Source organism: Streptomyces sp. NPDC001970 (genome assembly GCF_053594115.1).
Window position 1 is genome coordinate 43360 of the sequence record NZ_JBSFDW010000020.1, and the last position, 11431, is coordinate 54790.

An 11431-nucleotide genomic window follows, 5' to 3' on the forward strand; every position below is an offset into this window, starting at 1 on the left:
GATCACACCGAAGACAGGTACCGGGCCCGAGGAGAGACGCGTGGAGCGCACCGGGACGACGCGCAGACGGGCGCTCATGGCGACGGGGGTGGTGGCGGCGAGCGCGATGGCGGCCTCCGCCACGCTGGCCGGCTGCTCGTCGGAGGCCCCCGCCGAGCGGCGCGGCACGGCGCCGGGACCCGTCTCGGCGGAGACGATGCTGCGGCGCCGCAGCACGGCGGCCAGCCGTGCGCTGCTCACGCGGTACGACGCGGTTCTGCTCGCCCATCCTGGTCTGGCGGCGCGCTTGACGCCGCTGCGGGACGAGGTGGCGCGCCATGTGGAGGCGCTGGCGCCGACGGAGCCGGAGACAGGGGCACCGGCCGCGGCGAGCACCACCCCGAGCCCTTCCGCCTCCGCGTCCGCCTCCGCGTCCACCGCGGCGCAGCCGGTACCGGCCGATGCCGACAAGGCCGTACGGGAGCTCGTCGCGGCCGAACGCGGCACCGCCGACAAGCACACCGTCGCCCTCGTCCACGCGCCGCCCGAGTACGCCCGGCTGCTGGCGTCCGTCGCCGCGGCCGGTGCCGTACACACCTACCTGCTGACGAAAGGGGCCCCGTCGTGAGCACGCTGGCCGCGGCACAGGCCGCACTCGCCGCGGAGCATGCCGCCGTGTACGGGTACGGGGTCGTCGGCGGCCGGTCCGGCCAGGCCCGTCGGACCGAGGCGGCGGAGGCGTACGCGGCTCACCGGGCCCGGCGTGACGCGCTGGAGCGGACGGTGCGCGACCTGGGCGGGGTGCCCGTGGTGGCGGTCGCCGCGTACGCGCTGCCGTTCGCGGTGCCGGACGCGGCCGCGGCGGTGCGGCTCGCCGCGGTGCTCGAGGACCGGATCGCGGGCGTCTACTCCGATCTCGTACGCGCCGCCGAGGGCCCGCTGCGGCGGGAGGCCGCGGGGGCGCTGCGCGAGGCGGCGGTACGGGCCGCGCGGTGGCGCGGCGGCGGCGTAGCCTTTCCGGGGCTCGCCGAGCGGGCGACAAGGCTGTGAAGGGGAACAACGCACGTATGGGTTTCGAACCGCCCCGGCGTCTGGTGCGGGCGCTCGGCGACAGTGACTGGCTCGGACAGCTGCCCAAGCTCCTGGAGGACGCGGTCGCCCGGCACGGACTGGACGTCGAACGGGTGGCGGTCCCCGGCGGGCGGAGCAGCCTGGTCGTCCTCGTACGGCGCCAGGACGGTTCCCCGGCGGCGCTGAAGCTCGTCCCGCCGTCGGCCGCGGCCGAGGCGGAGCCTGCCGCGCTGGCGCACTGGAACGGCTTCGGTGCGGTGCGGGTGGTGGACGCGTCCGAGGGGGCGCTGGTGCTGGAGCGGTTGCATCCGGAGGTGTCGGTGCGGTCGTTGCCGGAGTCCAAGGCGCTGCTGGAGGCGGCGGGGACGGTGCGGCGGCTGTGGGTCGCCCCGCCTGCGGGCCACGCCTTCGAGTCGGTGGCCGCGCGTACGGGCCGGCAGGCCGCCGCGATGTCGGCGCCCGCGGAGGGGGTGCCTGCGGCGCTGGTGGCAGCCGCGATGTCGGCGCGGGAGGAGCTGGTCGCCACGTCCCCCGAAGCCACGGAAGACCTCCTGCTCCACGGCAACTTCCGCCAGAGCAAGGTTCTCGGAGGTGACCGTGCGCCGTGGCTGGCGGTCGGGCCGGAGCCGGTCGTCGGCGAACGCGCGTACGACCTGGCCCGGCTGGTCCGCGACCGCGTCGAGGACCTCGTCGCGACGACCTCGGGCCCCTCGGCGGCCCGTCGCCGCGTGAACCGCCTCGCGGAGTCGCTGGACGTGGACCCCGAGCGGCTGCGGGGCTGGACGCTCTTCCGCGCGGTGGAGTCGGCGGCGCGGGCGATGGCCTCGGGCCGCGTCCAGGAGGCGGAGCTGACGCTGGAGTTCGCGGCCTGGCTCTGAGCTGGTGGGCTGCCGCCCCGAGCCCCCGCAGAAGCCCCCGGACGGGGCGGCCCGGTGCCGCAGGGCGCGGGTTCCCGTGGTGCGGGTGCGGGGTGCGGGCTCTGAGCTGGTGGGCTGCCGCCCCCGAGCCCCCGCAGAAGCCCCCGGACGGGGCGGCCCGGCACGGCGGGGTGCGCGTTCCGGTACTGCGGATGCGGGGTGCCTCCGGCGGGATGGGCGGTGCCGTGACGGCGTCCGGTGTGTCCGTCCTCCAGCGCCGGACGGGCTGGGTGTGAGGGGTTGCCCGGTGTCGGGTCGGTTGCCGTCGGGGTCCGCTCCGGGGCTCGTGTCCCGGACTGTCGGCCCTCACCGCGCTCCGCGCGAGCTGCGGGCGCCTTCACGTCCAGAACACGACCCCAACGCGTCCCTCCCTCGGGGGCCGGCCCTCGAGGGCTGAGCCCGGTGGGCGGCCGTCCCATGGTCAGCGGGCGGTCGTACTGCCCCAAGGTCTTTTGCCCACCCGTCCCGCGGAGCGGGACGGATGGGCACGAACCACCCATCGGGCCGGGACGGCAAAAACCGCCCCCGCCGGCTCGGAGGCCGCGAGCCCGGAGGGGGACGCCCCTCCGGGACCAGCGCCCCGTCAGCCCAGGAGGCGGGCGATCGCCTCCGCGACCGGGAGCTCCTCGCGGTCGCCCGTGCGGCGGTCCTTGAGTTCGACGACGCCCTCGGCCGACCGGCGGCCGGCGACCAGGATCTGCGGGACACCGATGAGTTCCGCGTCGGTGAACCTGACGCCCGGGGAGACGCCCGCCCGGTCGTCCACCAGGACGCGCACACCCGCCGCGCCCAGCTGCTCGGCGACGTCGAGCGCCAGCTCGGTCTGGAGCGCCTTGCCCGCGGCGACGACGTGCACGTCCGCCGGGGCGATCTCGCGCGGCCAGCACAGGCCCTGCTCGTCCGCGTGCTGCTCGGCCAGGGCCGCGACCGCGCGCGAGACGCCGATGCCGTACGAGCCCATGGTCACCCGGACGGGCTTGCCGTTCTGGCCGAGCACGTCGAGCTGGAAGGCGTCCGCGTACTTGCGGCCGAGCTGGAAGATGTGACCGATCTCGATCGCGCGGTCCAGCTTCAGCCCGGTGCCGCAGGACGGGCACGGGTCGCCGTCCTCGACCACGACGACGTCGAGGTGGTCGTCGACCTCGAAGTCACGGCCGCAGACGACGTTCTTCGCGTGCGTGTCCGGCTTGTTCGCACCGGTGATCCACGCCGTGCCCGGCGCGATGCGCGGGTCGGCGATGTAGCGGACCTTCTCCAGGCCCTGCGGGCCGACGTAGCCACGGACCAGGTCCGGGCGGCCCTCGAAGTCCTCCGCGGTGACCAGCTCGACCACGGCGGGCGCGAGGTGGTCGGTGAGCTTGCCGAGATCGACCTCGCGGTCCCCGGGGACGCCGACCGCGACGATCTCGCCGTCGACCTTCACCAGGAGGTTCTTCAGCGTCGCGGAGGCCGGGACGCCGAGGTGCTCGGCGAGCGTCTCGATGGTCGGGGTGTCGGGGGTGTCGAGCTCCTCGACCGGGCCGTGCGCAGAGGCGTCGGCGGGCGACGCGGCCTTGAAGGTCACGGCCTCGGTGTTCGCGGCGTAGTCGCAGGCCGGGCAGTACACGAAGGTGTCCTCGCCCGCGGGGGCCGGCGCGAGGAACTCCTCCGACGCCGAGCCGCCCATCGCGCCGGAGACGGCGGAGACGATGCGGTGCTCCAGGCCCAGACGCTGGAAGATCTTGATGTACGCCTCGCGGTGCAGCCGGTACGACTCGGCCAGGCCCTCGTCCGTCGTGTCGAAGGAGTACGAGTCCTTCATCTGGAACTCACGGCCGCGCAGGATGCCCGAGCGCGGACGCGCCTCGTCGCGGTACTTCGTCTGGATCTGGTAGAGGATCACCGGCAAGTCCTTGTAGGACGTGCACTGGTCCTTGACGAGCTGGGTGAAGATCTCCTCGTGGGTGGGGCCCAGCAGGTAGTCCGCGCCCTTGCGGTCCTGGAGGCGGAAGAGCTCGGCGCCGTACTCGTTCCAGCGCCCGGTCGCCTCGTACGGCTCCTTGGGCAGGAGGGCCGGAAGCAGCACTTCCTGGGCGCCGATGGCGTCCATCTCCTCGCGCACGACGCGGGCGACGTTCTCCAGGACCCGCATGCCCAGCGGCAGCCAGCTCCAGATCCCGGCGGCGTTGCGGCGCACGTAGCCGGCGCGGACCAGGAGCTTGTGGCTGAGCGTCTCCGCATCCGCCGGGTCGTCGCGCAATGTCTTGACCATCAGACGGGACATGCGCTGGACCTGGGCTGCCATGGGTTTTCTCCTGCGTACAAGAAAGGGTGGTGTGCAGGAGGTTAGCCGGGCGGTCCCTGAGGGCGGAAATCAGTTCCGGCGCGGCAGCGGCAGCGGCGCCCCTGCTCACGTCCGCCGCAGCGGCAGTGGCGCCCCCATCACCGCATACGGCTTCGGTGCGCTGGGGAACAGGACGTGGCGGGCCAGGTCCTCGTAGCCGAGGACGCGGTAGAGCCCGCGGGCCGGGCTCTCGACGTCGATGGCGGAGAGGATCGAGCGGGGCTGGGCGGCGCCGTCCGTGATGGTGGTGATCAGGGTGCGGCCGATGCCCCGGCCCTGGTACGCGGGGTGGACGTGGAGCTCGGTGATGACGAAGGAGTCGTCGAGCCAGTTGTCGGCGCCGCGGCTGCGCAGGTAGGGCTCGACGACGGTGGACCACCAGTGGGTGCGGTCGTTGGGCATGCCGTAGACGAAGCCGACGAGCCGGCCCTCGGGGGTCGTCGCGCCGAGGGCGCAGGCGCCGGGGTAGAGCAGGTGGCGGAGCACGATATGGCGGCGGATCGCGATCTCGTCCTCGCTGAGCCCGAAGGCGAGGGCCTGAACGGCGAGCGCGTCGTCCACGCGCGCCGCGAGGTCGACGGGTCCGACCACGACATCGTGTTCCATGCCGGGCACCCTACTTGGCCCTGGAGCTGGTCAGAACAGCACGCTCATGAAGGCGCCCACCTCGCGGAACCCGACGCGGCGGTACGCCGCACGAGCGGCCGTGTTGTAGTCGTTGACGTACAGGCTGGCGACGGGTGCCACATCGGCGAGCGCGTAGCGCAGGACCGCGGCCATGCCGGTCTCGGAGAGCCCGCGGCCGCGGAACTCGGGGTCGACCCAGACACCCTGGATCTGGCAGGCCTGCGTGGTCGCCGCGCCGATCTCGGCCTTGAAGACGACCTTGCCGTCGTCGATACGGGCGAAGGCGCGCCCGGAGCCGACGAGTTCGGCGACGCGTGCCTGGTAGAGCAGTCCGCCGTCGCCGGCGAGCGGTGAGACCCCGACCTCCTCCGTGAACATGGCCACGCACGCAGGCATGATCACGTCCACCTCGTTCTTGCGGATGCGGCGGACGTACGGGTCGGGCGCGATGTCCGCCGGCAGGGACTCGGTGACCATCAGGGGCTGGTGGGCGCGGACCTCACGGGCCGGTCCCCAACTGGGCTCGAGGAGCTGCCACAGCAGGCCGGTGGACTCGGCGGGGCCGACGATGGAGGAACAGCGGCGGCCGGTCCTGCGGGCGCGCTCGGCGAAGGCGCGGACGGCCTCGGGCGGTGCGCAGATGGGGACGAGATTGGCGCCGGAGTAGCAGAGCGAGCGGAGCCGCCCGTCCTCGTACCAGCCCCACATCTCACCGCCGAGGCGCCAGGGGTCGAGCCCGGCGACCTGGACGCGGGACGTGACGAACGCGTTGGCGACGGGCTCGCTCTCAAGGACGGCGAGCGCTGCGCCGAGGTCGCCGGGGTCGAGGACCCGGGTGGTCGTCTGCGTCAACACGAGAGCCGCTCCCACACTCCTTCGGCACCGTTCCGGGCCTGGTCCGCTGGTCTCCGCACTGTACCCGGAGATGCCGAGTCGCACCGCACGCGCAAGGGGGACCGGGCCCCAGGTGGGGCCCGGTCCCGGGCGGTGCTCTGCGTGCGCGGCGGATCCGCGGCGGATCCGCGGTGGATCAGCTGACGGAGACCTCGGGCTCGCCCGATGCGATCCCGTCCTTCTCCATCTGCTCGGCGATCTTCATGGCCTCTTCGATGAGGGTCTCGACGATCTTCGACTCGGGCACGGTCTTGATGACCTCGCCCTTGACGAAGATCTGGCCCTTGCCGTTGCCGGACGCGACGCCGAGGTCGGCCTCACGGGCCTCGCCCGGACCGTTGACGACGCAGCCCATGACGGCCACGCGCAGCGGGACCTCCATGCCCTCCAGGCCCGCGGTGACCTGGTCGGCGAGCTTGTAGACGTCGACCTGGGCGCGGCCGCAGGAGGGGCAGGAGACGATCTCCAGGCGGCGCTGGCGGAGGTTCAGCGACTCCAGGATCTGGATGCCGACCTTGACCTCCTCGGCCGGCGGCGCGGACAGCGAGACGCGGATCGTGTCGCCGATTCCCTCGCTCAGCAGCGCGCCGAAGGCGACGGCGGACTTGATCGTGCCCTGGAACGCAGGGCCGGCCTCGGTGACGCCGAGGTGCAGCGGGTAGTCGCACTGGGCGGCCAGCTGGCGGTAGGCGTTGACCATGACGACCGGGTCGTTGTGCTTGACCGAGATCTTGATGTCGCGGAAGCCGTGCTCCTCGAAGAGCGACGCCTCCCACAGCGCGGACTCGACGAGCGCCTCGGGGGTGGCCTTGCCGTACTTCTTCAGCAGCCGGGCGTCGAGCGAGCCCGCGTTGACGCCGATACGGATCGGGGTGCCCGCGTCCTTGGCGGCCCGCGCGATCTCCTTGACCTTGTCGTCGAACTGCTTGATGTTGCCCGGGTTGACCCGGACCGCCGCACAGCCCGCGTCGATGGCGGCGAACACGTACTTCGGCTGGAAGTGGATGTCCGCGATCACCGGGATCTGCGACTTCCTGGCGATCGTGGCGAGCGCGTCGGCGTCGTCCTGCGTCGGGCAGGCGACGCGGACGATCTGGCAGCCGGACGCCGTCAGCTCGGCGATCTGCTGCAGTGTCGCGCCGATGTCGGAGGTCCGCGTCGTCGTCATCGACTGCACGGACACCGGAGCGTCTCCGCCGACGGCGACCGAGCCGACCTGGATCTTTCGGCTGACCCGGCGGTCGGCGAGCTTGGTCGGAACGGACGGGATACCGAGAGAAATCGCGGTCATCTGCTGTGCAACCCCAAGGTGTGGATCGAGGTCCCGATGTCGGCGGGCTCCAGCCTTTGAGATTACGCCACGGGCCTCTGCCTGAGCACATCGCGCCCGTCGTGGCTCCCGAAGAACGAGTGGCCGGGCGTCAAGCATGCCCGGCCACTCTGAACGGCTCGTTGCTAGGAGATTTTCACCGGGTTGACGATGTCGGCGACAAGGACGAGCAGGGTGAAGGCGATGAAGATCCCCGCCACCACATAGGCGACCGGCATCAGCTTCGCCACGTCGAACGGTCCCGGGTCGGGCCGGCGGAACAGCCTGGCGACATGGCGGCGTACCGACTCCCACAGCGCCCCCGCGATATGGCCGCCGTCGAGCGGCAGCAGCGGAAGCATGTTGAACAGGAAGAGGGAGAGGTTGAAGCCCGCGAGCAGCATCAGGAACGTGGCGACGATGTTCTGGGTCGGTACGTCCAGGTTGAGCACCTCGCCGCTGATGCGCGCGGCACCGACCACGCCGACCGGCGAGTCGTCCTTGCGTTCGCCGTCGCCGAAGGCCGCGTCCCACAAATCGGGGACCTTGGCGGGGAGCGAGATGATCGACTCGGCGCCGGCCTCGATCATGTCGCCCATGCGGTCCACCGACTGGCCGAAGCTCTGCGGCACGATCTCGGTCCTGGCGGCGAAGCCCAGGTAGCCGGCCTTGACGAAGCCTTCGGGCACGACCTCCCCGTCGGCGTCCTTCTCGACCACCACGTTCTCGGCGAGCGTCGCGTGGAGGACCTTCTCCTCGCCTCCGCGTTCGACGGTGACGGTGGCGGGGCCGATGGTGGCGCGGATGCGGTTGGACAGGTCGGCCCAGTCCTTGACCGGCGCCCCGTTGAAGGCGACGATCCGGTCGCCCACCTGAAGACCGGCGGCCTGGGCAGGACCCACCGGGTCACCCTTCGCGCACTTCTCGCGCTTCTCGCTCTGCTCGATGACGCACTTCTGGACGCCGGCCACCTCGGTGGTCTGCGTCGGCGTGCCGAACGTCATCAGCACTCCGAGGAAGATCGCGACGGCGAGCACCAGGTTCATGAACGGACCCGCGAACATCACGATGACGCGCTTCCAGGGCTTGCGCGTGTAGAAGAGCCGGGTCTCGTCGCCGGGCTTCAGCTCCTCGAAGGCCGCCGAGCGGGCGTCCTCGATCATTCCGCGCCAGGGCGAGGTGGAGCGGGCCTCGATGCGGCCGTCCTCGCCCGGCGGGAACATCCCGATCATGCGGATGTAGCCGCCGGCCGGGATCGCCTTGATTCCGTACTCCGTCTCGCCCTTGTGCCGCGACCAGATCGTGGGGCCGAAGCCGACCATGTACTGGGGCACCCGGATGCCGAAGAGCTTGGCCGTGGAGAGATGGCCGAGCTCGTGCCAGGCGATGGAGAAGAGCAGTCCGACGGCGAAGAGCACTATGCCGAGGACCGTCAACAGAATCGTCATGCGCGAGCCTCCGCTGTCGCCTTCGCTGTCTGTTCCGCCTGGCCGGCCTGGTGGGCCTGCCCTGTCCGGCCGGTCCGTCCGGCCAGTTCCCGGGCGCGGGCGCGCGCCCAGGTCTCCGCTTCCAGGACGTCCGGGACCGTCAGCGAGGTTCCCCGTGCACCCTGATGCTCACCGACGACTGCCGTGACCGTATCCATGATTCCGTTGAACGGCAGCCGTCCCGCGAGAAACGCGTCGACGCACTCCTCGTTCGCGGCATTGAACACCGCAGGGGCCGTGCCGCCCAGTTCCCCGACATGCCGGGCGAGTCCGACGGACGGGAAGGCCTCGGTGTCGAGCGGGAAGAACTCCCAGGTGGAGGCCTTGGACCAGTCGAAGGCGGGGGCGGCGTCGGGCACCCGCTGGGGCCACCCGATGCCGATGGCGATCGGCCCGCGCATGTCCGGCGGGGTGGCCTGGACGAGGGTCGAGCCGTCCGTGAACTCCACCATCGAGTGAACGTACGACTGGGGGTGGACGACGACCTCGATGCGGTCGAACGGGATGTCGTAGAGGAGGTGCGCCTCGATGACTTCCAGGCCCTTGTTGACGAGGGTCGCGCTGTTGACGGTGATCACCGGGCCCATGGCCCAGGTGGGGTGGGCGAGGGCGTCCTCGGGAGTGACGTCGGCGAGCTCCGCCCTCGTACGGCCGCGGAAGGGGCCGCCGGACGCCGTGACGACGAGCTTGCGGACGTCGGCGCGGGTGCCGGCGGCCAGAGCCTGGAAGAGTGCGGCGTGCTCGGAGTCGACGGGGATGATCTGGCCGGGCTTCGCCAGCGCCTTGACCAGCGGGCCGCCGACGATCAGCGACTCCTTGTTGGCGAGGGCGAGCGTGCGGCCCGCCTCGAGGGCGGCGAGGGTGGGCGCGAGGCCGATGGAGCCGGTGATCCCGTTGAGCACGGTGTGGCAGTCGGATGCGGCGAGCTCGGCCGCCGCGTCGGGTCCGGCGAGGATCTCGGGGAGCGGCTCGCCCGTCCCGTACTGCGCTCGCAGGGCCTCGCGGAGCGCGGGTACGGCGTCCTCGCGCGCGACGGCGACCGTGCTCACCCGCAGCCTGTGCGCCTGCTCGGCGAGCAGCCCGACCCTGCCGCCCGCGGCGGAGAGCGCGGTGACGCGGAAGCGGTCGGGGTTGCGCAGGACCAGGTCGACGGCCTGCGTGCCGATGGACCCGGTGGCGCCGAGGACGACGATGTCCCGGCGGCCTTCGGCCGGATCGAAGGCGATGTGCGGGTCGGCGAGGGGGGATGGGCTGTCGCTCATGCCCCCCATTGTTGCCGCATCCGCTGTGGGCCCGGACAGGGTGTCCCTGTCCGGGGCGTCTCTACGCGCCTTTCGGCTCGCCGACGGAGAACTTCTCCCACTGCGCCGTGATCACTTCCTCCGGCACTCCCCCGATGTCCTTGGTGTCGGTGATCTCTGCGCGGAAGGACAGCGTGGTCGGCCCGGAGCGGACGACGGTGAGGTACTCGTAGAGCTTCAGCTTCCCCTTCACGTCGAGGATCGTGAAGCGGTACGCCTTCGCCTCGTCGCCGACGGCCGGGGCCTTGGCAGGCTCCACCTTCAGATACTTCGCCTTCGCAATGGCGCGTACCTCGGTGAACCCGGCGGCGCACTCCCTGCCGGCCTTGTCCAGGGCCTTCATGACACCAGCGGCGTCCGCCGGGGTGTAGCTGCGCAGCTGTACGGCGACGGTGGTGCCGATCATCTCGTCGGGAACGTCGACCTTGCGGTGCACCTCTGCCGCGGGAGCGTACGAGGTGGCGCCCTTGGCAAGGCTGACCAGCGGCTGGCAGGTGGCGGGGTCGGCGGTGTACTCCTCGCCGAGCGGGGCGCCGAGGGTGAACTCGGACGCGGTGTACCTGCCGACCTTCTCTCCGTCGGTGAAGGCGAGCGCGGTGAGCTGCTGCCGGCTGAGGGCGCCGGGGGAGGCCGAGCCGGTTCCGGCGCTCGCCGTCGGCTTGTTGTCGCCGTCGGGCTTCCCTTCCTCCGCGTCCCCGCCGCAGCCGGCCGTGCCGCCGAGCACGGCTGCGACGAGCGCGACGGCGGCCGCGCGCCGCGTCAGCCGGTGTCCCGCGTGGTTCCCCGCCCCGAACATCCCTGCCCCGTTCCTTGGTTGATGCCGATCGACTGATGGTGGTCGACGCCCGATTGTGGTCCATGAGGGCGCCCCGCGTCACGGCGTATTGATTGCGAGTCAGTTGCGATCGAGAAGGGGCGTCCGGTTCGACGGCGTACGAGGTGGCGCGACAGCCGCCGGGCGGAACGGTGAACGTGTCTCCCGCGCGGGCCACTTCGACGCCGAAGGCGCGCATCATCGCGAGGGTGATCTCGATGTACGGGGCGGAGACGAGATCGGTGACGGTGATGCGCAGTCCCTCGTCGGTGCGGGCCGAGCATGAGCAGGGCGGTGAGGTACTGGGACGACTGGCCCGCGTCGAGGGTGAGTTCGCCTCCCTCGATGGCGTGCGCGGCGATGCGGAGGGGGTGGTGACCGTCGGCCTCCTCGTGGCGAAGGTCCACGCCGAGGGTGCGGAGGGCTTCGGTGAGGGGGCCGAGGGGCGGCGGCGCATCCGGGGCGAGGCGTCGAAGCGGTAGGTGCCGTGGCCGGCGGCGGCGAGGGCCGGAGAAGCGGGCGGTGGTGGCGCCGTCGCGGCAGTACACGTCCGCCTCGGCGGCGGCGGGACCCTGCGGCCTGCCCTCGATGCGCCAGGCGTCCGGGGCGCGCTCGACCCGGTACCCGAGCCGGGTCAGGCCCTCGGCGAAGCCCTCGGTGTCGTCCGGGAGGAGCGGACGAAAGGAGGGTGGTCGTTCCGTCGGCCGCG

11 protein-coding genes and 2 pseudogenes are annotated in these 11431 nt (G+C 72.2%); 4 read left to right on the forward strand and 9 right to left on the reverse strand.

Annotation, left to right across the window (positions count from 1 at the left end):
• Window positions 1-40 precede the first annotated feature (40 nt).
• The 4 genes from ACWCP0_RS23500 (at window position 41) to ACWCP0_RS23515 (ending at window position 2203) form a co-directional block, all read left to right on the forward strand.
• On the forward strand, window positions 41-607 hold the full coding sequence (locus tag ACWCP0_RS23500) for a hypothetical protein (RefSeq protein WP_451080773.1): 567 nt from the start codon (window positions 41-43) through the stop codon (window positions 605-607).
• Window positions 604-1029 carry a DUF4439 domain-containing protein gene (locus ACWCP0_RS23505; RefSeq protein WP_451080774.1) on the forward strand — a complete coding sequence of 142 codons (426 nt, stop codon included), beginning with the start codon at window positions 604-606 and terminating at the stop codon, window positions 1027-1029. The genes ACWCP0_RS23500 and ACWCP0_RS23505 overlap by 4 nt, the downstream gene beginning before the upstream one ends.
• A gap of 17 nt (window positions 1030-1046) precedes the next feature.
• Complete coding sequence (locus ACWCP0_RS23510; RefSeq protein WP_451080775.1) at window positions 1047-1928, forward strand: aminoglycoside phosphotransferase family protein; 882 nt, start codon at window positions 1047-1049, stop codon at window positions 1926-1928.
• A 92-nt stretch (window positions 1929-2020) separates the two neighbouring features.
• Window positions 2021-2203 (forward strand): hypothetical protein, encoded by a 183-nt coding sequence (locus ACWCP0_RS23515; RefSeq protein ID WP_451080776.1) that lies wholly within the window; start codon window positions 2021-2023, stop codon window positions 2201-2203.
• A 347-nt stretch (window positions 2204-2550) separates the two neighbouring features.
• Here the strand turns inward: ACWCP0_RS23515 and ACWCP0_RS23520 are convergent, their stop codons facing one another.
• From ACWCP0_RS23520 to ACWCP0_RS23560, 9 genes and pseudogenes are all read right to left on the reverse strand, one after another.
• Complete coding sequence (locus ACWCP0_RS23520; RefSeq protein WP_451080777.1) at window positions 2551-4251, reverse strand: proline--tRNA ligase; 1701 nt, start codon at window positions 4249-4251, stop codon at window positions 2551-2553.
• A gap of 105 nt (window positions 4252-4356) precedes the next feature.
• The gene (locus tag ACWCP0_RS23525; RefSeq protein ID WP_451080778.1) at window positions 4357-4896 is read right to left on the reverse strand and encodes a GNAT family N-acetyltransferase; all 540 of its coding nucleotides are present in this window, start codon (window positions 4894-4896) and stop codon (window positions 4357-4359) included.
• Between the two features lie 30 nt (window positions 4897-4926).
• Window positions 4927-5772 (reverse strand): GNAT family N-acetyltransferase, encoded by an 846-nt coding sequence (locus tag ACWCP0_RS23530; protein ID WP_451080779.1) that lies wholly within the window; start codon window positions 5770-5772, stop codon window positions 4927-4929.
• Between the two features lie 175 nt (window positions 5773-5947).
• The gene (ispG, locus tag ACWCP0_RS23535) at window positions 5948-7102 is read right to left on the reverse strand and encodes a flavodoxin-dependent (E)-4-hydroxy-3-methylbut-2-enyl-diphosphate synthase (RefSeq protein ID WP_351223632.1); all 1155 of its coding nucleotides are present in this window, start codon (window positions 7100-7102) and stop codon (window positions 5948-5950) included.
• A gap of 164 nt (window positions 7103-7266) precedes the next feature.
• Complete coding sequence (locus ACWCP0_RS23540) at window positions 7267-8568, reverse strand: M50 family metallopeptidase (RefSeq protein WP_451080780.1); 1302 nt, start codon at window positions 8566-8568, stop codon at window positions 7267-7269.
• The gene (gene dxr, locus ACWCP0_RS23545; protein WP_451080781.1) at window positions 8565-9869 is read right to left on the reverse strand and encodes a 1-deoxy-D-xylulose-5-phosphate reductoisomerase; all 1305 of its coding nucleotides are present in this window, start codon (window positions 9867-9869) and stop codon (window positions 8565-8567) included. The genes ACWCP0_RS23540 and dxr overlap by 4 nt, the downstream gene beginning before the upstream one ends.
• 61 nt (window positions 9870-9930) lie before the next feature.
• Window positions 9931-10704, reverse strand: coding sequence for a hypothetical protein (locus ACWCP0_RS23550; RefSeq protein WP_451080782.1), 774 nt, complete (start codon window positions 10702-10704; stop codon window positions 9931-9933).
• Between the two features lie 172 nt (window positions 10705-10876).
• Window positions 10877-10924: pseudogene (locus tag ACWCP0_RS23555) on the reverse strand (hypothetical protein); the annotation flags it as partial.
• Between the two features lie 103 nt (window positions 10925-11027).
• Window positions 11028-11360 (reverse strand): annotated as a pseudogene (locus tag ACWCP0_RS23560) (3-phosphoshikimate 1-carboxyvinyltransferase); the annotation flags it as partial.
• Window positions 11361-11431: the final 71 nt, after the last annotated feature.

Excerpts from the sequence above, each read along its gene's own strand:
- ACWCP0_RS23510 (WP_451080775.1), top strand. The coding sequence starts at position 1,047 with ATGGGTTTCGAACCGCCCCGGCGTCTGGTGCGGGCGCTCGGCGACAGT.
- ACWCP0_RS23520 (WP_451080777.1), bottom strand. The coding sequence starts at position 4,251 with ATGGCAGCCCAGGTCCAGCGCATGTCCCGTCTGATGGTCAAGACATTG.
- ACWCP0_RS23525 (WP_451080778.1), bottom strand. The coding sequence starts at position 4,896 with ATGGAACACGATGTCGTGGTCGGACCCGTCGACCTCGCGGCGCGCGTG.
- ispG (WP_351223632.1), bottom strand. The coding sequence starts at position 7,102 with ATGACCGCGATTTCTCTCGGTATCCCGTCCGTTCCGACCAAGCTCGCC.
- ACWCP0_RS23540 (WP_451080780.1), bottom strand. The coding sequence starts at position 8,568 with ATGACGATTCTGTTGACGGTCCTCGGCATAGTGCTCTTCGCCGTCGGA.
- dxr (WP_451080781.1), bottom strand. The coding sequence starts at position 9,869 with ATGAGCGACAGCCCATCCCCCCTCGCCGACCCGCACATCGCCTTCGAT.
- ACWCP0_RS23550 (WP_451080782.1), bottom strand. The coding sequence starts at position 10,704 with ATGTTCGGGGCGGGGAACCACGCGGGACACCGGCTGACGCGGCGCGCG.